21 protein-coding genes are annotated in these 22,321 nt (G+C 74.2%); 4 read left to right on the top strand and 17 right to left on the bottom strand.

The annotated features are described in order from the left end of the window. Positions 1–266: 266 nt before the first annotated feature. From ACFVZH_RS31670 to ACFVZH_RS31660, 3 genes are all read right to left on the bottom strand, one after another. Positions 267–1,070 (bottom strand): class III extradiol dioxygenase subunit B-like domain-containing protein, encoded by an 804-nt coding sequence (locus ACFVZH_RS31670; RefSeq protein WP_384902707.1) that lies wholly within the window; start codon positions 1,068–1,070, stop codon positions 267–269. Between the two features lie 135 nt (positions 1,071–1,205). After that, on the bottom strand, positions 1,206–2,735 hold the full coding sequence (gene miaB, locus ACFVZH_RS31665; RefSeq protein WP_384902706.1) for a tRNA (N6-isopentenyl adenosine(37)-C2)-methylthiotransferase MiaB: 1,530 nt from the start codon (positions 2,733–2,735) through the stop codon (positions 1,206–1,208). 58 nt (positions 2,736–2,793) lie between these two features. Continuing rightward, on the bottom strand, positions 2,794–3,045 hold the full coding sequence (locus tag ACFVZH_RS31660) for a hypothetical protein (protein WP_384902704.1): 252 nt from the start codon (positions 3,043–3,045) through the stop codon (positions 2,794–2,796). 246 nt (positions 3,046–3,291) lie between these two features. Here ACFVZH_RS31660 and ACFVZH_RS31655 point away from each other — a divergent pair, with 246 nt between their 5' ends. From ACFVZH_RS31655 to ACFVZH_RS31645, 3 genes are all read left to right on the top strand, one after another. Then, positions 3,292–3,972 (top strand): DedA family protein, encoded by a 681-nt coding sequence (locus tag ACFVZH_RS31655; protein WP_384902702.1) that lies wholly within the window; start codon positions 3,292–3,294, stop codon positions 3,970–3,972. Between the two features lie 149 nt (positions 3,973–4,121). After that, positions 4,122–5,252 (top strand): sensor histidine kinase, encoded by a 1,131-nt coding sequence (locus ACFVZH_RS31650; RefSeq protein WP_384902712.1) that lies wholly within the window; start codon positions 4,122–4,124, stop codon positions 5,250–5,252. Continuing rightward, a complete protein-coding gene (locus ACFVZH_RS31645; protein WP_384902700.1) occupies positions 5,243–5,887 on the top strand; it encodes a response regulator in 645 nt (214 codons plus the stop codon). Before ACFVZH_RS31650 ends, ACFVZH_RS31645 begins: the two co-directional genes overlap by 10 nt. 15 nt (positions 5,888–5,902) lie before the next feature. On the opposite strand, the gene ACFVZH_RS31640 is transcribed toward ACFVZH_RS31645, so the two are convergent. Continuing rightward, positions 5,903–6,988 (bottom strand): CaiB/BaiF CoA transferase family protein, encoded by a 1,086-nt coding sequence (locus tag ACFVZH_RS31640; RefSeq protein ID WP_384902699.1) that lies wholly within the window; start codon positions 6,986–6,988, stop codon positions 5,903–5,905. 163 nt (positions 6,989–7,151) lie between these two features. On the opposite strand from ACFVZH_RS31640, the gene ACFVZH_RS31635 reads away from it, so the two are divergent. Further along, a complete protein-coding gene (locus tag ACFVZH_RS31635) occupies positions 7,152–7,568 on the top strand; it encodes an organic hydroperoxide resistance protein (protein WP_384902697.1) in 417 nt (138 codons plus the stop codon). 83 nt (positions 7,569–7,651) lie between these two features. Here ACFVZH_RS31635 and hemL read toward each other — a convergent pair whose 3' ends face one another. The 13 genes from hemL to ACFVZH_RS31570 form a co-directional block, all read right to left on the bottom strand. Next, complete coding sequence (gene hemL / locus ACFVZH_RS31630; RefSeq protein ID WP_384902695.1) at positions 7,652–8,953, bottom strand: glutamate-1-semialdehyde 2,1-aminomutase; 1,302 nt, start codon at positions 8,951–8,953, stop codon at positions 7,652–7,654. Then, a complete protein-coding gene (locus ACFVZH_RS31625; protein WP_384902693.1) occupies positions 8,950–11,076 on the bottom strand; it encodes an acetate--CoA ligase family protein in 2,127 nt (708 codons plus the stop codon). Before ACFVZH_RS31625 ends, hemL begins: the two co-directional genes overlap by 4 nt. After that, the gene (gene hemA / locus ACFVZH_RS31620) at positions 11,073–12,446 is read right to left on the bottom strand and encodes a glutamyl-tRNA reductase (RefSeq protein ID WP_384902691.1); all 1,374 of its coding nucleotides are present in this window, start codon (positions 12,444–12,446) and stop codon (positions 11,073–11,075) included. The genes ACFVZH_RS31625 and hemA overlap by 4 nt, the downstream gene beginning before the upstream one ends. Positions 12,447–12,450: 4 nt before the next feature. Further along, the gene (gene hemB / locus ACFVZH_RS31615) at positions 12,451–13,470 is read right to left on the bottom strand and encodes a porphobilinogen synthase (protein WP_384902690.1); all 1,020 of its coding nucleotides are present in this window, start codon (positions 13,468–13,470) and stop codon (positions 12,451–12,453) included. Positions 13,471–13,561: 91 nt separating this feature from the next. Further along, complete coding sequence (locus ACFVZH_RS31610) at positions 13,562–14,362, bottom strand: aspartate/glutamate racemase family protein (protein ID WP_017237779.1); 801 nt, start codon at positions 14,360–14,362, stop codon at positions 13,562–13,564. Then, positions 14,331–15,581, bottom strand: a complete 1,251-nt coding sequence (locus ACFVZH_RS31605; RefSeq protein ID WP_384902688.1) for an FAD-dependent oxidoreductase — start codon at positions 15,579–15,581, stop codon at positions 14,331–14,333. Before ACFVZH_RS31605 ends, ACFVZH_RS31610 begins: the two co-directional genes overlap by 32 nt. After that, the gene (locus ACFVZH_RS31600; protein ID WP_384902687.1) at positions 15,578–16,354 is read right to left on the bottom strand and encodes an arylmalonate decarboxylase; all 777 of its coding nucleotides are present in this window, start codon (positions 16,352–16,354) and stop codon (positions 15,578–15,580) included. Before ACFVZH_RS31600 ends, ACFVZH_RS31605 begins: the two co-directional genes overlap by 4 nt. A 165-nt stretch (positions 16,355–16,519) precedes the next feature. Then, positions 16,520–16,951 (bottom strand): 4-oxalocrotonate tautomerase family protein, encoded by a 432-nt coding sequence (locus ACFVZH_RS31595; RefSeq protein ID WP_384902685.1) that lies wholly within the window; start codon positions 16,949–16,951, stop codon positions 16,520–16,522. A 52-nt stretch (positions 16,952–17,003) separates the two neighbouring features. Further along, positions 17,004–17,594 (bottom strand): LuxR C-terminal-related transcriptional regulator, encoded by a 591-nt coding sequence (locus tag ACFVZH_RS31590; protein ID WP_384902683.1) that lies wholly within the window; start codon positions 17,592–17,594, stop codon positions 17,004–17,006. Positions 17,595–17,819: 225 nt separating this feature from the next. Beyond that, the gene (locus ACFVZH_RS31585; protein ID WP_384902681.1) at positions 17,820–18,749 is read right to left on the bottom strand and encodes a DMT family transporter; all 930 of its coding nucleotides are present in this window, start codon (positions 18,747–18,749) and stop codon (positions 17,820–17,822) included. A gap of 167 nt (positions 18,750–18,916) precedes the next feature. Continuing rightward, the gene (locus ACFVZH_RS31580) at positions 18,917–19,885 is read right to left on the bottom strand and encodes a LysR family transcriptional regulator (protein ID WP_384902679.1); all 969 of its coding nucleotides are present in this window, start codon (positions 19,883–19,885) and stop codon (positions 18,917–18,919) included. Continuing rightward, complete coding sequence (locus ACFVZH_RS31575) at positions 19,882–20,799, bottom strand: TIGR03619 family F420-dependent LLM class oxidoreductase (RefSeq protein ID WP_384902677.1); 918 nt, start codon at positions 20,797–20,799, stop codon at positions 19,882–19,884. The genes ACFVZH_RS31580 and ACFVZH_RS31575 overlap by 4 nt, the downstream gene beginning before the upstream one ends. Beyond that, positions 20,796–22,085, bottom strand: a complete 1,290-nt coding sequence (locus ACFVZH_RS31570) for an MFS transporter (RefSeq protein WP_384902675.1) — start codon at positions 22,083–22,085, stop codon at positions 20,796–20,798. The genes ACFVZH_RS31575 and ACFVZH_RS31570 overlap by 4 nt, the downstream gene beginning before the upstream one ends. Between the last annotated feature and the right edge of the window lie 236 nt (positions 22,086–22,321).

The following is a 22,321-nucleotide window of genomic DNA, read 5'->3' as shown; positions in this document are numbered from 1 at the left end:
GCGCCCGCCGGCCCCCCCCCCCCGGCCCGCCCCGGCACCCGGCCGGGCCCCCCCCCCGGGGGCCGGCCGGGGCCCCCCCCCCCCCCGCGGCCGTCCGCCGTTTCCGTCCCCGGCCGTGCACGGATGCGCCCCCGGCCTCCGTCGCCTATTCGACCGCCGTCTCGTCCCGGCCTCCGTCGCCTACCCGGCCGCCATCTCGTCCCGGCCTCCGTCGCGCCCCGGCCTCCGTCTCGTCCCGCGCCCGGCCGCCGGCGCGTCGCCGCGTGTCAGGACCAGGCGGCGACGAAGTACCCGACGCCGTACGGGGCGTCCTCGAAGAGCAGGCGGCCGTCGAGCCCCGCGCCCTCGGCGGCGCCCGCGAGGACCTGCCAGGGGGCGCGGCCCGCCGCCTTCAGCTCGTACGCGAGTTCCGTGTCCAGGGCGAGCAGCGCGGCCACGTCGGCCGTGCCCAGCGCGCGGGCGGCCTCCGCGTCGAAGCCCTCGGCCCGCTCGTCCAGGTAGCCGGGGGCCTTGACGGTCCGGCAGGCGCTGCCGTCGCCGAGCACCAGGAGGGCGACCCGTCGGGCGGAGTCGGCGAGCCCGCGGCCGAGGGCGGCGCAGACGTCGGGCGTGGCCGCCTCTTCGACGCCCAGACCCTCGATCGGCGCGTCGGCCCAGCCGGTCCGGCCGAGCAGCCAGGCGCCGACGGCGAGGGAGGCGGGCAGGGGGCGGCCGCCGGTGTCCTCGCCGACGGGACGGCCGTCGACGGGAAGGCCGTCGGTGGAAAGGCCGTCGGCGGGACGGTGCTGGGCGGGCGGGCCGTCGGCGTCTCCGGACGGGACGTCGCCGAGCCGTACGGACAGGTCGACGCCGAATCCGGCGAAGGAGCCCGTCGAGCCGGCCGGGTAGACGCCGTGGCCGCCCTCGGGCGCGGCCCCGACGACGTACAGCACGTCCGGGCGGGCGGCGGCGAGCAGCCCGAGGGCGTCGGCACAGGCCGCGCGCGCGGCGTCCAGCTCGGGGGCGGCACCGGTCGCGACCTCGGGCACGAGGAGCGGCGGGCAGGGGCAGACGGCTGCGGCGACAAGCATGATCGGCAGCCTACTGCGCCCCTCTCGCGCGGCGCCCTCCCTGACGGACCGGGACGTCACGGCACGACCGCCACCGCCACCGCCGGGCGCGGGCGGTGGCGGTGGCGGTCAGGCCGTCGGCGGTCGGCCGTCGGGTCAGTGGCTGCCGCAGGCCGGGACCTCGGCCGCGGGGAGCGGGGCGGGGACGCCGATCGTCGGGAGGCCGAGCAGGACGCCGGCCGGCTTGGCGGCCGCGGCGGCGGTGCGCTTCTCCCAGGCGTCGCCGGCGCGGGTGCGGCGGACGGACGCGACGGCGCCCTCGGCGAGGAGGTGGTGCGGGGCGGCGTAGGTGATCTCGACGGTCACCACGTCACCGGGGCGCACGTCCTCGTCCGGCTTGGTGAAGTGGACGAGCCGGTTGTCGGGGGCGCGGCCGGAGAGGCGGTCGGTGGCGCCGTCCTTGCGGCCCTCGCCCTCGGCGACCATGACCTCCAGGGTGCGGCCGACCTGCTTCTTGTTCTCCTCCCAGGAGATCTCCTCCTGGAGCGCGACGAGCCGCAGGTAGCGCTCCTGCACGACCTCCTTGGGGATCTGGTCGTCCATGTCGGCGGCGGGGGTGCCGGGGCGCTTGGAGTACTGGAAGGTGAAGGCGTTCGCGAAGCGGGCCTCGCGGACGGCGTGCATGGTCTGCTCGAAGTCCTCCTCGGTCTCGCCGGGGAAGCCCACGATGATGTCGGTGGAGATGGCCGCGTGGGGGATGGCCGCGCGGACCTTCTCGATGATCCCGAGGAAGCGCTCCTGCCGGTAGGAGCGGCGCATCGCCCGGAGGATCGAGTCCGAGCCGGACTGCATCGGCATGTGCAGCTGCGGCATGACGTTCGGGGTCTCGGCCATGGCCGCGATCACGTCGTCGGTGAAGTCGCGGGGGTGCGGCGAGGTGAAGCGGACGCGCTCCAGGCCCTCGATCTGCCCGCAGGCGCGCAGCAGCTTGGAGAACGCCTCGCGGTCGCCGAGGTCGGAGCCGTACGCGTTGACGTTCTGGCCGAGCAGGGTGATCTCGGAGACGCCCTCGGAGACGAGCGCCTCGATCTCGGCGAGGATGTCGCCGGGCCGGCGGTCCTCCTCCTTGCCGCGCAGGGCCGGGACGATACAGAAGGTGCACGTGTTGTTGCAGCCGACGGAGATCGAGACCCAGGCGGCGTACGCGGACTCGCGGCGGGTCGGCAGCGTGGAGGGGAACGCCTCCAGGGACTCGGCGATCTCGATCTGCGCCTCCTCCTGGACGCGGGCGCGCTCCAGGAGGACCGGCAGCTTGCCGATGTTGTGCGTGCCGAAGACCACGTCGACCCAGGGGGCCTTCTTGACGATGGTGTCGCGGTCCTTCTGGGCGAGGCAGCCGCCGACGGCGATCTGCATGCCGGGCCGCGTGGTCTTCATCGGGGCGAGCCGGCCGAGGTTGCCGTACAGCTTGTTGTCGGCGTTCTCACGGACCGCGCAGGTGTTGAAGACGACGACGTCGGCGTCGCCGTCGGCACCCTTGGGGGCCCGGACGTAACCCGCCGCTTCCAGCAGACCGGAGAGCCGCTCGGAGTCGTGGACGTTCATCTGGCACCCGTAGGTGCGCACTTCGTAGGTCTTGGATCCGTCAACGCTCACTGCGGTGCTCCGGTCGCTGCTGCTCGTCATGTGTCCAAGGGTAGGCGGTCCGCGGAGAGCCCCCGCCCGGCGAGCGGCGTCGGGCCGGTCAGGGGGTGCGGGTGCGCGCGGACGGCCGCGGCGGCGCGAACGGCCACGGGTCGGTGCTGGGCGGCGGGCTCCAGGTGGGGGCGGGGTCCGGGGCGAAGGGGCCGGCACGGTTCTCCATGAGCATCAGCATCACGAAGACGCCGACGACGGTGACCACGATGAGGGCGAGGCCGAGGGGGTTGCGCGCGTTGTAGACGTAGCGGTTGGTGCCCCAGCGGCTCTTCCTGAAGACGGGCTCGTCGCCGTTCACCGCGCGCGGCCCTCCGTGTCCCGGAGCGGTCGTGCGCTCGCTGTCCGGTCGGCCATGGCTCCCCCTCGGTGCTGTCCGGCGCTCCGGGCCGAACCCTAGGGGGTGGCGCCGGAGCGCCGCCTGCGGTTTTCCGCAGGGTGGCCGGGCGGGAAGCCCCGTACCGGCGGGGAGCCGGGATTCCTAGCGTGAAGGAGTGCCGGGGCGAGGGGTCCCGGGACCTCGTCCGACCGCCATCTGGAGGCCACCGTGCCGATCACCTCGCTCATCGCCCCCGCGCCCCTGGCCCTGGCCGGGGAGCCCGCCGACGGGTTCGCCGGGTGGGCCGCCGGGCTCGTCGACACCATGGGCGGGCCCGGGGCCGGGCTCGCCATCGCGCTGGAGAACCTGTTCCCGCCGCTGCCCAGCGAGGTGATCCTGCCGCTGACGGGCTTCGCCGCCGGGCAGGGGGTGCTCAGCCTCACCTCGGCGCTGGTGTGGACCACGCTCGGCTCCGTGGTGGGCGCGGTGGCGCTGTACTGGATCGGCGCACTGTTCGGCCGGCAGCGGATGCACGCGCTCTGGGCACGGCTGCCCCTGGTGAAGGTCTCGGACCTGGAGCGCACCGAGCGGTGGTTCGCGCGGCACGGCACCAAGGCGGTGTTCCTGGGCCGGATGGTGCCGATCTTCCGCAGTCTGATCTCCGTGCCGGCCGGTGTCGAGCGGATGCCGATGCCCGTCTTCCTGATGCTCACGACGCTCGGCAGCCTCATCTGGAACAGCGTGCTCGTCCTGGCCGGCTACTGGCTCGGGGACGGGTGGGACGTGGTCGAGGGGTACGTGGGCGTGCTGTCGAAGGCCGTCCTGGTGATGGTCGTCGTGGCGCTGTGCGCCTTCCTCGCGGTACGTCTCCGGGGGCGGGGGCGCGCCCAGCACCGCCGCACCTCGTGACGGGCGCGCCGGACCCCGTACCGCACGGCGCGGCGCCCGGGCCGGAGGGTGTCGTGCCGACGGGCCCCGCCGGGTCGGCGGGGCGCCCCCTAAGCTCGGGAACCGTGAGGGATGACGAACGGGGCGGTACGGGTGCCCACTTGAGGGGGATGCGGGCCGTCGGCGTCGTGCTCGGGTGTCTGAGCGCCCTGCTGGGCGTCCTGTACTTCCTGGTCGCCGGAATCTCCCTCGGGCCGTTCCTGCTGTGGCCCCGCACCCGGCCGCACGCCCTGGAGATCCTGGTGGCCGGGGCCCGGCGGCTGACGTCACTGGAACGCGGGCGCCGCTCCGTCTTCTTCGGCGACCGCTTCCCCGGACCGTACGAGGTCTCCGGCCCGCGGCTGCTGCGCTATCTGGCGGTCCGCGGCTGGACGGGGCTGGTGTGCGGGATCGTCCTCGGACTCCTCGGCTTCGGTGCCGTCCTGGCGGGACTGCTCGCCCGGGGCGTGGCGCGCGGGACGCTCGGCTGGCAGGAGCTGCTCACGCAGCTGCTGCTCGGCGGTGTCCTGCTCTTCCTCGACGTGCAGGGCCTGTACGCGCTGGCCGCGCTCGACGCCCGGCTCGCCCGGGACTGCTTCGGGCCCTCCGAGCAGGAGCTGCTGCGCCGCCGGATCGAGGAACTCGCCGTCAGCCGGGCCGCGGTGGTCCAGGCCGTGGACGGCGAGCGCCGGCGGATCGAGCGCGACCTCCACGACGGCGTCCAGCAGCGGCTCGTGGCCCTGGCGATGCTGCTCGGCCGGGCCCGCCGGAGCCGGGACCGCGAGCAGGACCCCGAGCGGGCGGACGCGCTGCTGCGGCAGGCGCACGACGAGGCCCGGGACGTCCTGACCGAGCTGCGGGAGGTGGCCTGGCGGGTGTACCCGTCGGCGCTCGACACCCTGGGGCTCGAAGAGGCGCTGGGCGGGGTGGCGCAGCGCTGCTCCGTCCCGCTGCGCGTCCGCTTCGAGGTGGGCGACGAGCCGCTGCCCCGGCCGGTGGAGACGGCCGCCTACTTCGTGGTGTCCGAAGCCGTCACGAACGCCGCCAAGCACTCCTCGGCCTCGGCCGTCGCCGTGCGGGTGTCCCGCGAGGGCGCCCTCCTCACCGTGCGGGTCGAGGACGACGGCACGGGCGGCGCGGACCCGGCCGGCAGCGGGCTGACCGGGCTGCGCGGCCGGGTCGCCGCGCTCGACGGCGTCCTGCGGGTCGACAGCCCCCTCGGGGGACCCACCACTCTTGTCGCGGAGCTGCCGTGCGCGTGATTCTCGCCGAGGACTCGACCCTGCTGCGGGAGGGCCTCGTCCGGCTGCTCACCGAGGAGGGCCACGAGGTCCTCGCGGCGCTCGGCGACGCCCGGACGCTGGTCGCCGAGACCGAGGCGCGGCGGCCGGACGTCGTCGTCGCCGACATCCGGATGCCGCCGACCCACACCGACGAGGGGCTGCGGGCGGCCGAGGAGATCCGCGTGCGGCTGCCGGAGATCGGGGTGCTGCTCCTCTCGCAGCACGTCGAGCGGAGCTACGCGGCCCGGCTCCTCGCCTCCGGCGCGGAACGCGTCGGCTATCTCCTCAAGGACCGGGTGGCCGAGGTCGAGGAGTTCCTCGACGCGCTCGACCGGATCCACGCGGGCGGCGCGGCGATCGACCCGGAGGTCGTACGGCAGCTGGTCGTCCGCACGACCCACGCCGACCCGCTGGCCCGGCTCACCCCGCGCGAACGCGAGGTGATGGACGTGCTGGCCCAGGGGTACACGAACGCGGCCATCGGGCGGCAGCTGCACCTCTCCCTCAGCGCGGTGGAGAAGCACCTCAACTCCGTCTTCGACAAGCTGGAGCTGCACAGGACCGACGGCTACAGCCGCCGGATCCTGGCCGTGCTGCGCTATCTGGAGGGGTGAGCCGCCGGGGGTCCCTCATCCCCGCCACTCGGCGAGGACCTCCTCGGTGTGCTCGCCGGGGAGCGGCGCCCGGCCGGGGGCCCCGGTGGGGGTGGCGCCGAAGCGGGAGGCGGGGGCCGGCTGAAGGGTGCCGCCGACCTCGACGAAGGCTCCGCGGGCGGCGAGCTGGTGGTGTTCGGCCGCCTCGGCCGCGGTGAGGACCGGCGCCACCCCGGCGTCCACGGCGTCGAAGAGCTTCACCCAGTGCTCGCGGTCCCGGCTCCCGAAGCGCGCGGCGACGAGGGCGCGCAGCGCGGGCCAGGCTGCCGGGTCGGCGCGGTCCGGGAGATCCTCGGCTCCGGCGAGGCCCAGCTGCTCCAGGAGGTTCTGATAGAGCCGGGGTTCGATGGCGGCCACGGCCAGGTACCCGCCGTCGGCGGCGCGGTAGAGGGAGTAGTGCGGGGCGTCGGTGACGGTGTGGTTGCCGGGCACCTCGCGCCACTGGTGGACGAGGGTGGAGATGAGGGCGGCGCCGTCCGCGAGGGCGGTGTCGACGACCTGGCCGCGGCCGGAGCGTTCCCGCGCGTGGAGCGCGGCGAGCAGCCCCTGCACGTGGACGTTGGCGCCGCCGGCGAAGCTGGAGAGGTACGCGGTCGGCGGCTGCACCGGGGCCCCGGTGACGGGGTCGGTGTCCAGGGCGCCGGTCAGCGCCAGGACCGCGAGGTCGTGGGCGGCGCGCCCGGCCCACTCCCCCTGCTGGCCCCAGCCGCTGACCCGCCCGTAGACGAGACGGGGGTTGCGGGCGAGGGCCGCCTCAGGGCCGATGCCGAGGCGGTCGGCGACGCCGGGGCGGAATCCCTCGACGAGGATGTCGGCGCGTTCGGCGAGGGAGAGGGCGTGCTCCACGCCCTCCGGGCTCTTCAGGTCGAGGGCGACCGACCGGCGGCCCCGCGACAGGGGGTTCTCCGGAGCGCGGTCGCCGTCGGGGTCCGGCGCGCCGGCGGGCGCCCGGTCGACGCGGACGACGTCGGCGCCGAGGTCGGCCAGGACGGTGCCGACGAACGCGGTCGGGGCCGAGCCCGCGAATTCCAGTACCCGTACTCCGGTCAACGGTCCCGCCATGGCCAACTCCCTTTGATTCCGCGGTCGGTGAGGTTCTCCACGGTAATTCGGCACGAGGGGGGAAGGACTGCGGAATTCCGTAGCGCCGGTCATTCGGCGGCGTTCGAGACTGGCGGGAACGCTGGGGGAATTCCCCCTTCTCCGATTCCGAAAGGCAGGACACATGGCCGTCGTCTACACCGCCGAGGTCGCCTCCACCGGAGACGGGCGCAACGGCGCCGTGCGCTCCTCCGACGGGCTCCTCGACCTTCCGCTGTCGAGCCCCAAGGCCGTGGGGGGTTCCGGCACCGCCACCAACCCCGAGCAGCTCTTCGCCGCCGGTTACGCCGCCTGCTTCCACAGCGCGCTCCGGGTCTCCGCGCGCGAGTCGAGGACCGCGCTGGCGGACGACACGGTCACCGCCGAGGTGGCCCTGCACAAGGAGGAGGACGGATTTCACCTGTCGGTGGTCCTCACCGTCGAACTGCCGGGAATCGACGCGGCCGAGGCGCGCCGGCTCGCCGACGCCGCCCACGGGCGGTGCCCTTACTCCAAGGCGATCCGCGGGAATGTCGAGGTCCGCGTGAACCTCGCCGCGTGACGGCATGACGAGGGAAAGCCCCCGTGGTTTCCACCACGGGGGCTTTCCCTATTCGGCCGGTCGGCCGGTCCACCGGTCCGCCGTCAGGGCTTCGCGGCCGCCGCGGCCGCCGCCGCCGCCGGGAGGGCCTCGACGACCCGGCTGATCGCGCGGTCGTCGTGCGAGGCGGAGATGAACCACGCCTCGAACGGCGAGGGCGGCAGATAGACGCCCTGGCGGAGGAGTTCGTGGAAGAAGGGCGTGTACCGGTACGCCTCGGTAGCGCGGACGCCGTCGAAGTCGACGACCTCGTCCTCGGTGAAGAAGACCGAGAACATGGTGCCGGAGTACTGCAGCCGGTGGGCCACGCCCTCCTTGGCGAGGGCGGCGGACACCTCGCGGCCGATGGTGTCCGAGACGTGGTCGAGCCGCTCGTACACCTCGGCGGTGCTGTGCCGCAGGGTGGCGAGGCCGGCGGCGGTCGCGACCGGGTTCCCGGAGAGGGTGCCCGCCTGGTAGACGGGACCGGCCGGGGCGAGGTGGGCCATGACGTCGGCGCGGCCGCCGAAGGCCGCCGCCGGGAAGCCGCCGCCCATGACCTTGCCGAAGGTCAGCAGGTCGGGTGCGACGCCGTCGCGGCCGTACCAACCCGAGCGGCTGGCCCGGAAGCCGGTCATCACCTCGTCGGAGATGAAGAGCGCGCCGTGGCGGGCGGTGATCTCCTTGAGGCCGGCGTTGAAGCCGGGCAGCGGCGGGACGGCGCCCATGTTGCCGGGGGCGGCCTCCGTGATGACGGCGGCGATCTCGTCGCCGATCTCGGCGAAGACCTTCTCGACGGCGGCCAGGTCGTTGTACGGCAGGACGACGGTGTCGCTCGCCTGGGCGCCGGTGACACCGGGGGTGTCGGGCAGCGCGAAGGTGGCGAGGCCCGAGCCGGCCGAGGCGAGGAGCGCGTCGACGTGCCCGTGGTAGCAGCCGGCGAACTTCACGATCTTGCCGCGTCCGGTGAATCCGCGCGCCAGGCGGATCGCCGACATCGTCGCCTCGGTGCCGGAGCTGACGAGGCGGATCTGTTCGACCGGGTCGACCCGGTCGACGATCTCCTCGGCGAGTTCGACCTCTCCGGTGGACGGCGCCCCGAAGGACGTGCCGTGCTCCAGCGCCCGGGTGACCGCCTCGACGACGGCCGGGTGGCGGTGGCCGAGGATCATCGGGCCCCAGGAGCAGATGAGGTCGACGTACTCGTTGCCGTCGCTGTCGGTGAGGTACGGGCCCTTCGCCGAGGCGATGAACCGCGGGGTGCCGCCGACGGCGCCGAAGGCGCGGACGGGCGAGTTGACGCCGCCGGGGGTGACCTTGCGGGCGCGCTCGAAGAGCGCCTTGCTGTTGCTCTCGCCGCCGCTCATCGGCCGGCCTCCTCGGACGCGTCGGACCCGGGGGCCGCGGCGGACACGAGGGCCTCGTCGGAGCCGGGGGCCTCGTCGGAGCCGGGGGCCGGGTCGAAGGCGAGGGCCGCGTCGAGGACGACCGCTCCCTTCGGGAGGACCCGGACGGGGTTGAGGTCGAGCGCGAAGCCGGCCGGCCAGTCCTGGACGAGTTCGGCGACCTTGTGCAGGAGTTCGGCGGCGGCGGACACGTCCACGGCGGCCCGGCCCCGGGCCCCGGCGAGGACCTTCGCACCGCGCAGCCCGGCGAGGAGTTCGGCTCCCTCCCCCGGCGCCAGCGGCAGCAGTCGGTGGCCGACGTCGTCGAGGACCTCGGTGAAGATGCCGCCGAGGCCGGCGGTGAGCACCGGGCCGAGGTCGGTGGTGTGGACGCCGACGATCAACTCGACGCCCTCACCGACGAGTTCCTCGACGAGCACCTGCCCGCCGAGCGCGGCGAGCCGGGTGTACGCCTCGGGCGCCGTGCCGGGGGTGACGCCGATCTCGACGCCGCCCGCCTCGGTCTTGTGGAGCAGGCCCGGGACCACGGCCTTGAGCACCGCCGTACCGCCGGCCTCGGTCACGGCGCGGGCCGCGTCCTCGGCGTCCCGGGCGATCCGGCCCTTCGGCACGGCGATGCCGGCCTCGGCGAGGAGCCTCTTCAGCTCGGGCTCGCCGGCTCCGGCGCCGGGGCCGGGGACGGTCCCGGGGCGCGGCGCGTCCGGCAGCGTACGGGGGCGGCTGACCTCCCAGAGGGCGGCGGCGGCCCGCAGGGCGCGGGCCGGCGTCGGGTACTCGGGGAGCCCGGCCTCGCGCAGGTCGCGGGGGGCGTCCGGGGCGAGGAAGTCGGCGCCGGTGCGGGCGACGAGGATGGGCTTGCCGCCCTTCTCGGCGGCCCTGGAGAGGGCGTTGACGGCCTTCTCGACGTCGGGGCCGGCCATCACGCAGAAGGCGGCGACGATGATGTCGACGGTGTCGTCGGCTATCAGGACGTCCAGGGAACGGTCGAACAGCGAGGGGTCGCTGAGGACCGTGGCCGTGATGTCGACGGGGTTGTCGATCGCCCCGAAGGCGGGGACGATCTCGGCCAGCGCCTCCTTGCTGCGCGGCTCCAGGGCGCTGAGCTCCAGGCCGTGCGCCTCGACGGCGTCGGCGGCGAGGATGCCGGAGCCGCCCGAGGTGGTGACGACGGCGACCCGGTTGCCGGTGGGCCGCCGCTCGGACTCGAAGACCCGGGCGACGTCGAGGAGTTCGTCGATGTCGTCGACACGGACGATGCCGAGTCCGCGCAGGGCGGCGTCCAGGACGCGGTCGTCGGTGGCGAGGGCACCGGTGTGGGAGGCGGCGGCCCGGCCGCCCGCCTCCGTACGGCCCGACTTGAGGAGGGCCACGGGCTTGCCGGAGCCGGCCAGTTCGCGCAGGGTCCCGATGTCCGGGGTGTCCTCCAGGTAGCCGAGGAGGCCGGTGACCTCGGGGACGGCGGCGAGTTCGCGGAGGACTTCGAGCGCGGTGACGTCGGCGTCGTTTCCGGTGCTGACCACCCAGCCGGGGCGCAGGCCCCGCTCCAGGGCGAGGCTGGCCGCCCCGAAGCCGAGGGCGCCGCTCTGGCTGACGAAGGCGAGGGTGCCGGGTTCGAAGGGGACGGACTCGGCGCCGAAGAGGGGGCTGAAGGTCGCCAGGACGCGGTTCTCGTAGCCGACGGCGCCGATGCAGTTGGGGCCGATGATCCGCAGGCCCCCGGCGCGGGCCTTGGCGACGATCTCCGCCTGGAGGCGGGCGCCCTCCTCGCCGGTCTCGGCGAAGCCGGAGGAGGCGATCACGGCGAGCTTGACGCCGGCGGCCACGCAGTCGTCGACGGCGCCGGGGACGCGCTCGGCGGAGACCATGATCAGCGCCAGGTCGACGGGGCCGGGGGCGTCCTTCACGCTGGGGTACGCGGGGACGCCGAGGACCTCGGGGGAGCGCGGGTTGACCGGCAGGATGCGGCCCTTGTAGCCATACCGGAGGAGGTAGTCGAGCGGCTTGCGGCCCAGGGCGCCGGGGCGCTCGCTGGCGCCGATGACCGCGATGGATTCGGCTTCCCAGAGAGCCGAGATGTCACTCATGCGATGGCCTCGATCTTCTTCTCGTTCGTGTCGTTCGCGTCGTTCGGGTCGTTCGGGTCGTTCGGGTGGTCACCGCTGTCGCCGCGGGCCTCCGCGGCGGCGAAGAGCCGCGTGAAGGCGGCGATGTGCCGGGCGCCGTCCGGATCGGCGGCCAGTTCCCGTACGAGGACGGTCGGCTGGTGCAGCGCCTTGTCGACGATCCGGCGCACGCTGCGGCCGATCTCCTGCCGGGCCGCGCCGTCGAGGCCCTCCAGCCGGCGTGCGAGCCGGTCGAGTTCGGCCTCCGCCGCCTCGGTGGCGGCGGTGCGGAGCGCCGTGAGGACGGGCTTGGCTCCGGCGAGGCGCAGACCGGTCCTGAACTGCTCGACCTCGGCGTCGATCAGCTCGTGCGCGGCCTGGACGCTGGCCGCCGAGATCTCGTCCTCCTGCCCCTCCTCCGCGATCCGGCGCAGGTCGACGAAGGTGACGCCGGGCAGCTCGGCCGTGCCGGGGGCGATGTTGTGCGGCAGCGACAGGTCGAGCAGGAACAGTTCGCGGCCGTCCCGGGCGGCGAGCGCCTCCTCGACCTGCCGGGCGGTGACGAGGTGGCCGGTGGCGGCGGTGGCGCCGACCACCACGTCGACCTCGGTGAGCAGCCGGGGCACGTCCTCCAGGCCGTATCCCGCTCCCCCGGTGGTGTCCGCGAGGCGCTGGGCCTTGTCGGGGGTGCGGTTGGCGACGTGCACCCGGTCGAGGCCGGAGCGGCGCAGCGCGGCGACGACGACTCCGGCGAAGGCGCCGGCGCCGATGACGAGGGCGGTCTTGCCGTGCAGCGAGCCGACCTCGCGCTCGAAGAAGGCGAGTCCCGCGGTGGCGAGCGAGCGGCCGGCCTCGTTGAGTCCGGTCTCGTTGCGGGCCCGTTTGCCGACCCGCAGGGCGGTCTGGACGGCCTTGGCGAGGACCCGGCCGGTCCGGTCGAGCCGCTGGGACCGTTCGAGGCCGAGCTTCACCTGGCCGAGGATCTGGTCCTCGCCGACGACGACCGACTCGAGTCCGGAGGCGACGGCGAAGAGGTGGCGGACGGCTCCGTCGGCGTGGTGGCTGTAGAGGTGCGGGGCGATCTCCTCGCGGTCGACGCCGGTGTGCTGGGCGAACAGCTCGCCGAGGTCGCCGAGTTCGCCGAGGTCGGAGGGGCCGCCTCGGGTCTCGGCGTAGATCTCCAGCCGGTTGCAGGTGGAGACGACGACGGCGGCGTCGATGCCGTCGACGGAGGTCACGTCGGAGACGAGGTCCTCGGCTGGCCGGTCGGTGCCGGCGAGTCTCTCCAGGAGGTCGAGCGGGGCGCTGGCATGGCTGATGCCGAGGACCAGCATGGTGGCGGACGAGGTCACCGGGTCACCGGTCCAGGCTCTGGGCGAACTCGGAGGCCCAGTAGGTGATGATCTGCGTGGCGCCGGCGCGGTGGATGGAGGCGAGGCTCTCGCGGACGACCTGGTCGCGGTCGATCCAGCCCTTGGCGGCGGCCGCCTCGACCATCGAGTACTCGCCGGAGACCTGGTAGGCGGCGACGGGGACCTGCACGTGGTCGGCGATGAGCCGGACGATGTCGAGGTAGGCGAGCGCGGGCTTGACCATCACCAGGTCGGCGCCCTCGGCCACGTCCAGCGAGACCTCCAGGAGGGATTCGCGGATGTTGCCGGGGAACTGCTGGTAGCCCTTGCGGTCGCCGCGCAGCGTGGACTCGACGGCGTCGCGGAAGGGGCCGTAGAAGTGCGAGGCGTACTTGGCGGAGTAGCCGAGGATGGCCACGGACTGGTGTCCGGCCTGGTCGAGGGCCTCGCGGATACGGCGGACCTGGCCGTCCATCATGCCGCTGGGGGCGACGATCTGGGCGCCGGCGTCGGCCTGGACGACGGCGGCCTGTGCGTACAGCTCGATGCTGGCGTCGTTGTCGACGTCGCCGTGCTCGTCCAGGACGCCGGTGTGGCCGTGGTCGGTGTACTCGTCGAGGTTGATGTCGCCGATGACCACGGTGGAGTCGCCGACCTCGGCGGTGACGTCGCGCAGGGCGACCTGGAGGATGCCGTCCGGGTCGACGGCGCCGGTGCCGGTGGGGTCCTTGTGCTCGGGGATGCCGAAGAGGATGAGGCCGCCGACGCCGTTGGCGACCGCTTCGGCGGCGGCCTTGCGGAGGGTGTCGCGGGTGTGCTGGAAGACGCCCGGCATGGAGGGGATCTCACGCGGTTCGGTGAGGCCCTCGCGGAGGAAGAGGGGCTGGACGAGGTTGGCGGGGCCGACCCGGGTCTCGGCGGCGAAGCGGCGCAGCGCGGGCGTGCGGCGCAGCCGGCGGGGGCGGTAGTAAGGGGCGGCGGGGTCGGTGGCCGCGGTGTTGCGGCCGTAGGCGTCGTACGTCATGAGCGTGTCTCCTTCGAGGGCATGGCGGCGTGCGGGCGCGCGTGGGAATGCGGGTGCGGTGCGCGGTGCGGGGCGGGGGACACGGCATCTCCTAGAGGGCCTCGCCGAGGAACACCTGCTCCAGGTGCTTGGCGACGGGCTCCTCGGGGCGGCTGAACCAGTAGCCGTGGCCGCTGCGCTGGAAGAGCTTCAGTTCGCCGAGCTGGACGAGGGTCTCGGCGAGCTTGACGGCGAGGCCGGCCGGGTCGATCACGGGCAGGCCGTGCAGCTCGTGGATGCCGAGGTGCCAGAGGATCTCGTTGGGGATGCCCTCGGCGGGGATGATGACCTCTGCTCCGGCCCGGGCTGCCCGCTCGGCGGCGGCCGAGTACACCTCGACGAACTCGTCGAAGTCCCCTTCGAGGGAACGGTGTACGGAGTCCCAGCCGCCGGGGACGACCTCGTACGAGCTGAGCGAGGACTCCAGCCGGTAGTGGCGGATGTTGGCCCGGATGGGCTCCTCCAGGGGCGGCATGAAGCCGAGGACGCCGAAGCGCTGCCCGGTGAGCGCGGAGAGGAAGAACGCCGTCTCGCCGTAGCCGAGGGTGGGGATGGAGGCGAGGTGGCGGGCGTCGCGCAGGCCGGGGTCCTGGCCGGCGGCGATCACCCAGGCGTCGTAGCCCTCGCGTTCCGCGACGAGCGCGGACTCGGAGAAGTGCCGGCTGAAGAGGACCTGGGCCGAGTGGTGGCCGACCAGGCCGAAGGGTGTGCGGTCGGGGTAGGTGTCGGCCGGGAGGGTCTTGATGTCGACGGTGGTGCCGGGTGCGGCGATCGCGTCGAGGTGTTCCCGGTACCACTGGTCGAGCAGCGGGAGCCGTCCCTCAACGGTGTGCTTGTGAAACCAGATCCGCATGTGCGTCACCTTTCAGGGGTCGTGGTGCGACGTCGAGAAGTGATGCCTTGAGCAGGTAGTCGGTGGCCGAGCGGGGGTCGGCGGCGGTGCGCCGCAGGGCGGCGATCCGGGCGGGGAGTTCGCCGGGGTCCGCCAGTCCGGCCGTACGGGCCTCGCTGCGCGGGATGACCGCCGACTCGACGACGGTGCGCCGCCGTTCCAGGGCCGCGTCGAGGAGCGCCTCGGCCGCGGTGTCGCCGCGCAGGACGGCGGCGAGGGCCCGGCCGGTCTCCACCGCGTCGTGCAGCCCGCAGTTCATGTTCATGCCGCCCGCGGTGGACGTCAGATGGGCCGCGTCCCCGGCGAACAGCACCCGGCCGGCCCGGTAGCGGGGCAGCAGGAAGCGGGCGAGCCGGTAGGTGTGCGCGTCGGTGATCCGTACGGCCCGTCCGGCGGCGCCCGGCAGGGCCTGTGCGACCCGGGCCCGTACGGCGTCGGGGGCGAGCACCTCGTCCCGGTCGACGCCGCGCGGGATCCGGAAGATCAGCCGCCAGTGGTCGGGCATCCCCAGGGCGCTGAAGGAGGCCCGCGCGTCGCGGACGTACGCCAACGGGGCCAGCCCGGGGACCAGTTCGTCGAGCGGGGTGTCGGTGACCACGCGCAGCGCGTAGTCCGGGTACACCTCGGCCGTGCCGGGGAGCCCGACGAGCTCGCGCAGCCGGCTGCGGCTGCCGTCGGCCGCCAGGACGTACGGGTGGGGGGTGCGGGACACCCGCCCGGCCCCGTCCTCGGCGCGCAGCCGCACCCCGCCGCCGGTGTCCTCGGCGCCGGTGACGGTGGTCCCGAAGCGCAGGTCGGCGAGGCCGGTGGCGGTCAGTTCGGCGAGCAGCAGCGGGGTGAGCCGGGCCTGTTCGACGTGGAGCCGGTAGGGGTGGCCGGTGTGTCCGGCGAGCAGGGCGTAGTCGAGCTCGGCGTGGACGCCGCCGTCCAGGTCGCGCCACTGGACGCGGTCGACGGTACGGCCCTGGCGGCGCAGGGCCGACGCGACGCCGAGCTCGTCGAGGAGGTCGAGCGTGGCCGGGTGGAAGGTGGAGGCGCGCGACTCGGTGGCCAGCGCCTCCCGCGCCTCGTACACGGTCACGGCCACCCCGGACCGGGCCAGGACGAGCGCGGCGGCCAGGCCCACCGGTCCGGCGCCGACGACGGCGACCGGCGGGAGGGCCGCGGACCCGCCGCTCACGGCGTCGCCACGGCGGCCGCGGCCGCAACGGGACGGGGGCCGGTCCGCTCGGCCAGCCGGCGCAGCAGCGGATGGGCGTCCGGGCCCTCTGCCGGGAGCCCGAGGGTGTCCCGGGCCCACCAGGCGCTCGCCAGGTTGGAGGTGAGGAGGGTGTGTCCGCCGTCCCGGCCGAGCTCGGCCAGCGCGTCGAAGGTGAACATTCCGGTACCGGTGAACAACAGGGCTGCGTCCTCAGGGAGTTCGGCCTCGCGGACCTGGGCGACGAGTTCGGCGGTGGTCACGTCGTACGGGGAGAAGCGGGCGCCGGCCCGGATCTTGACGACCTGGTCGACCTTGAGGCCGGCCGACTCCCAGTAGCCGTGGGAGAGCTCCGTGAGCCAGGGCTCGTACGGCGAGACGAGGACCAGCCGCTCGGCGCCGACGGCCCGCGCGGTGTCGAGGATGGCCAGCGCGGCGGAGCGTACGGGGGCTCCCACCCGCTCGGAGAGCTCCTCGCACAGGGCCCGGTCGCCGTCCGGGGTGAGGAGGTAGTGCGAACCGGTGCAGGAGACGACGGCCGCGTCGAGGCGCAGTCCGCCGAAATTCCCCAGCACTTCGGGGAGCACGTCGTTGTACTTCTCCAGCCGGCCGCGCAGGTCCTTTCCGGGAAGTACCGGGAATCGCGAGGTGTGGACATTGAATGCGGGGCTGACAAGGCTGCCGATCTCGGGTTCGGCGGCGGCATTTCCCGAGGGAACCACCACACCGAGTCGCGGCGCCGAATGCAGAGCCATGGACTTTGTCTCCCATCCGTCGTTGTCAATAACAAGACCGTACGGCCGGATCGACCTGTCCATCGATACGGGATTCCGCACCCGCCCGACGGATCCCGGAAATGCGAACGGCGCCGCACCGTGAATACGGTGCGGCGCCGGCGGAGCGGGGCGCGAAAGCGGAATTCAGGCGGTCCTGGCCGCCTCGGCGACGAACTCGTCGATCTTCGCCCGGCGGGTCAGTCCGCCGTTCACGGCCCAGTTCCCCTCCGGGACCTCGTGGACGACGAGCCACACCACGGTGTCGGGGCCGGTCGCCTCGCGCACCTGGCGGGTGACCTCGACGGAGAGGGCCTCGTTCCGCTCGGGGGTGAGGAAGCCCTCCAGCGGGGTGAGGACGACCAGGACGCCCGGCGGCGCGCCGGCTCCGGTGGTCGCGAACCCCTTGGCGGCCTCCCGGACGTAGACCCAGGTGGCGGCGGCGAAGAACTCCGTGCGGGGCAGCTCCATGGCCCTCAGCACGGAGTCGGCGACCTGCTGTTGCAGGACCCCCGCGGCGGCTTCGGAGAGGGTGCCCTCGGGAACGGTTATCTCGACCAGCGGCATGGTGACTCCCATCGTGTGAGCGTGCGGGTGCGGGTGCGGCGCGGCCGCGGCTGCGGCAGCGGGTTCAGCAGGCCAGCGCGGCCTCGAACCGGTCGATGGCAGCGGCCAGTTGGGCGCGACGGCGGATGTCGAGCTTGCGGTAGATCCGGGTGATGTGCAGTTCCACGGCCCGGGTCGAGACCGTGAAGGACTCGGCGATCTGCTTGTTGGTCAGGCCGTCGAGCATCATCGTGGCGATGCGGCGCTCGTGGGCGGTCAGTTCCTCACGGGCGCGCGACGAGACGATCGGTGCGACGGGCGCCGGAACGCCCCCGCGTATTCGTTCGTGGGTCCCGGCGCCGCCGGTGGAGCGCTCCAGGCCGGCGAGCACCACGTGCCCCATGACCGCGTTCCATTCCCGGACCCGGAGCTCCCCGATCACCTGTGCCTGCGCGTACGGGTCGGCGTACAGCACCCGTAAGAGCGTGCGGCGGTCCGGGGCCTCGCAGACGAGGAGTTCGCCGGTGCCGTCCCGCCAGGGTCCGCCACCGAGCAGGATGCCGCGCGCGGCCATCCTTTTCCAGTAGGTCCGGTGCGCCTCTCCGAAACTCAGCCGGTCCGTCTCATTGCCACGGAAAACGAGTTCGACCACAAAAGCCACGTACGACTCCCCCATAAAGGCCGGGTGTTTCCACATCCGACGCTACCACCCGCCACCGGCCCGAAGAATGAACACAATGTTGCGGGCCGCGGCCCCGTATTAACGGGGATCCGAGGGCCCCGAGAACCGGGTCGCGGGGAATACGAGGGGCCCCCGGGGGTACGGAGGGAATGGCGCCCACCCGGCCGCCGGAAAACGGCCGGGTATCGCCTTGTGCTGCCGAATTTCGACGGTGTCCCGTTAATCGGCCGCCGCTGCCGTCGGCACGGGGGCGGGCTCGGGCACCGGTGCGACGGCCGGGCGCGGCTTGCGCCGGAGCAGCCCGGTGGCGGCGAGCACCGCCACCGCCCCGAGCCACACCGTCCAGCCGAGCGGCTCGTCGAGCACGACGGCGCCCAGGACCACGGCCACCGCGGTCATCAGATAGGTCACGGTGGAGGCCACCGTGGGCCCGTCCTTGATGATCAGCTCGAAGTTGAGCAGCGCGGCGAAGCCGGTGCAGACCACGCCGAGGACGAGGACCGCGACCACCGAGTCGGTGCGCCAGGTGATGGTCTGCAGACCGAGGAACGGGAAGACGGCCAGGAGCAGCACGGTGGCCGCGCTGAGCTGGCCGCCCGCCAGCATCAGGGGCGGGATGCCCCTGCCCACCAGGAACTTGCCCATGTAGGCGAAGCTGGCGCCGAAGCTGATCGAGCCGAGGACGAAGCAGAGGATGCTCCAACCCGTGCCGGACGAGGCCGAGTTCCACGGCGAGGCGATGAGCGCGGTGCCGCCGAGACCGAGCAGCACCCCGCCTGCCTTGAAGCCGGAGACCTTCTTCTCCTGGCCGAGCAGCAGGGCGGCCGCCAGGGTCCAGATCGGCGCGCTGCCGTTGACGACGGCGGCGACGCTGCTGGAGCCGGCGATCTCGCCCTCGGCGTACAGCGTCCACGGCACCGCGTTGCCGAGCAGCGCGGCGACCGTCAGATGGCCCCAGGTGGCCGCCTCCCGGGGCAGCCGGAGGCCCTTGGCGTACCCGATGGCGAGGATGACGACGGCGCCGAGCGCGAGCCGGATGAGGACCATCTGCACGGGCGAGAAGCCGTACCCGGCGATCTTGATCCACAGGAAGACGGAGCCCCAGATCAGGCTCAGCGCGGCCAGCCGCGCGTACGTGGCTTTGGACATGGGTGTTTCCCGCTCTACGAGAAGAGAAGTGAGAGAAGAGGCGAAGGGGGACGCGCGCCCGGCGGTCCGCGGTACGGGAACGAGCCTCGCACCGGCTCCCGGGCGGGTCCAGCAACGGCTGGTGGACGGTACCGTCCACCAGCCGTGGCGAATCGTGTCGCGCCTGGTCAGGCGGCGACGGCCGCCCTGGCCACGGTGCGGAGCGCGTCCAGGACGGCGGCGATCTCCGGGGAGGTCTGGCTGCCCTCCCGCACGGCCGCGAAGACCGTCCGGGAGGGGGCCTGCTCGCTGAACGCGCGGATCGTCACCTCGGGCCGCGGCGCCGGCTTGGCCAGGCGCGGGACGAGGGCCACCCCGAGGCCGAGCCGCACCGCCGCGAGCGTGGCGTCCCAGTCGCCGATGGCGTGGGACGCCTGCGGGGTGAACCCGGCCGCCGTACACGCGGCGACGCCGATGTCGTGGCACATGCCGGTGGTGGCGAAGATCCAGGTCTCGTCGGCGAGGTCGGCGAGGCGCAGACTCGGGCTGTCGAGGAGCCGGTGGCCCTCCGGCAGGGCGATGTCGAACGGGTCGGCGCACAGCGCGACCCGGTGGAACCGGCCGTCGAGACGGCCGTCGTCGCCCGCGGGCCCCGGATTGCTCGTGGTGTCGGCGGAGATGACCACGTCGGTCTCCCCGCGGTGCAGCAGGGAGAAGCTCTCCGGGGGGTCGACCTCGGCGAGCGAGGTCCGCAGCAGCGGCCGGGTCTCCCGCAGCCGCGCCACGGCGGGCAGGATGAGCGCCGACAGGGTGGTGGAGAAGCCGGCGACCGCCACCTCGCCGCGCTCGCCGCTCTGGTGGGCGGCGAGCTCCGCGCGCATCTGCTCGACCTGGGTGAAGACCGCGTCGGCGTGCCGGAGCACGATCCGCGCCGCGCCCGTGAGCCGCAGCCGTCGGCCGGACGGCTCGGTGAGCGGCACGCCCAACTCCCGTCCCAGGGCACTGATCTGCTGCGAGACGGCCTGCGGGGTGAGGTGGAGCGCCTGGGCGGCCGCGCTGACGGTGCCGCGCTCGCTGAGTTCCCTCAGCACCCGCAGCTTCCGCAGATCCGGATCGGCCACGTCCCGCACCCCCTCCCGCTCCCGCCGTTCGGTCATCGTACGCAGCCGGCGTCCACGTCGATGACCTCCTTGACCAGTGTCTCCAGGACGTCGAGGTCCCGCGCGGTGCGGCCGGCCTCGCGCCGGTCGCCCGGATAGGTGGGGTCGAGGACCACGGCCTTCGCGCCGATGTCCTGGAGCAGCCCGAGGTCGTCGGCGATCTGCGCCCGGGTGCCCTCGCCGAGGAGACGGCCGGGGCCGAGCGGCCGGGGGGTGACCCGGAGCTTGATCCGGGGGCAGACGTCGGGGACGGGGCGTTCCTGCTCCTCGGCGACCTGGCGGAGCGTGGGCAGTCCGACACCGAGGAGCCAGTCGCCGGAGACGGAGGTGGGGTGCCAGGCGTCGCCGAGCCGGACGGCCCTGCGCAGCGCGCCGTAGCTGTGCCCGCCGACCCAGACGGGCGGTCCCGGGCGCTGCACGGGCAGCGGCCCGGTGTGCACCTCGCGGAAGGAGACATGGGCGCCGTCGAAGGAGGCGACCTCGTTCGCCCAGCACGCCTTGATGGCGGCGAGGTACTCGTCGCTGATCGCGCCGCGCCTGCGGTACGGCACGTCGAGGACCGCGAACTCCCGGGCGGCCCAGCCCGCGGCCGCGCCGAAGACGAGCCGCCCGTTGCTGAACCGGTCGATGTTGGCGGCGACGCGGGCGGTGTGCACCGGGTGGCGGTACGGGAGGATCGTCACGGTGGTGCCGAGCCCGACGGTCCTGGTGATCCCGGCGAGCCAGGCGAGGGTCGCGAAGGGGTCGTAGAACGGTGCGGGGAAGAGGTGCTGCACGTCCGGGGTGAGCGCCACGTGGTCGGAGACCATGGCGTAGTGGTAGCCCATCGACTCGACCCGCAGCGCCCAGTCGGCGAGGGCGTCGGGGGTGGCCTCGGGCCCGTAGTTGGGCAGATTGACGCCGAACTTCATGGCGCGTTCCTTTCCAGGGGCTCGGCCGCGGTCGCGTCCGCGGCTCCGCCCCCGTTGGCATGGTCCGTGATGCGGTGGTCGGTCGCGTGGCCGGCGCCGGGGGTGACGGCGTCCGCGGGAAGCGGGGCGCGCCGGGCGACCGCGCGGGCCACGGTGAGGTGGAGGAGGACTCCCGCGAGCGCGACCCCGGCGGCGGGGAGCGGGAGCCAGCGGGCGTCGAGCCCGTGGGCGAGGGCGAGGCCGCCGAGCGCGGAGCCGGCGGCGCCGCCGAGGTAGGTGGCGGAGCTGTTGAGGCCGACGGCTGCGGCGCCCGCGGCGCTCCCGGTGGTGTCCTGGGCGAGCAGCCGGTGCTGCTGCGGCACGACGAAGGCCCAGCCGGCCGCGCCCCAGAGGATCAGCGGCAGCAGGACAAGGCCGGGGACCGAGCCGGTCCACGGGAGCAGTGCCAGGGCGCCGCCGAGGGTGCCGAGCAGGGTCACCGCGAGGAGGGCGGGTCTCCCGGTCCGGTCGACGAGGGTTCCGGCGAGGAGGCTGCCGCAGACCCCGCCGATGCCCCAGGCCCAGAGGTACGGGACGGCGCTGCCGACGCCGGCGGCCCGGTGGAGGACGGGTTCCAGGTAGGTGTACAGGCCGAGGCTGGCCACGGTCTGGGTGAAGGTGACGGCGACGACCACGGCCACTCGGGGGCGGGCGAGGGCGCCGAGCCGGGCCCGCAGCGAGGGCGCCGCGGCCCCCTCGACAGCCGGGAGCGCCGTCGCGACGCCGAGGAGCGCCACCAGGCCGAGGCCGGTGATCAGCCACAGGGCGGCCCGCCAGCCGGAGCCGGCGGCGACGAGCAGTCCGAGCGGGACGCCGAGGACGGTGCCCGCGCTCATCCCGCCGAGGACCAGGCCGAGGGCGCGCCCGCGCCGCTCGGGCGGGACGAGCGCGACGGCCGCGGTCGCCGCCGCCGGGGTGAACAGGCCGGCTCCGGCGCCGGAGAGCGCGCGGGCGGCGAGGAGTTCGGCGTACGAACCCGCGAGGGCGCTCCCGGCGTTGGCGACGGCGAAGACGACCAGCGCGGTCACGAGGAGCGTACGGGTGCCCCAGCGGGCGAGTACGGCCGAGAACAGCGGGGCGGCGAGCGCGTAGCAGAGGGTGAAGGCGGTGACCGTCTGGCCCGCGAGCGAGACGGAGACGTGCAGGTCGGCGCCGATGGCGGGGAGCAGTCCGGCCATCGCATAGGCGTCGGTCCCGACGGCGAAGGAGCCGAGCGCCAGCAGGCCCACGGCGCGCGTACCGCCCATCACACCCTCCTTGTCGTGCGTCTCCGTGCGTCGTACGGCCGTCCGTCGCGGTACGGCGTACGTCTCCGTGCTCGGGGACGTCCCGTGCTCCGGAGGTCCCGTGCTCGGGGACGTCCCGTGCCCCGGACGTCACGCCCCGTCGTGCTCCGTACGGAGCGGTCCTCGGGACGCTACTGACCGGGCACGGCCCTCGCAGCCTCCAACGCCGAAGAGGGTTCGGGGTTCCGCAGCCTCGC

This window comes from Streptomyces sp. NPDC059534, from assembly GCF_042743475.1.
In the GTDB taxonomy this organism is placed as follows: domain Bacteria; phylum Actinomycetota; class Actinomycetes; order Streptomycetales; family Streptomycetaceae; genus Streptomyces.
The sequence above is the reverse complement of the archived record's forward strand: the minus strand, read 5'-3'. Positions and strand labels throughout refer to the sequence as shown.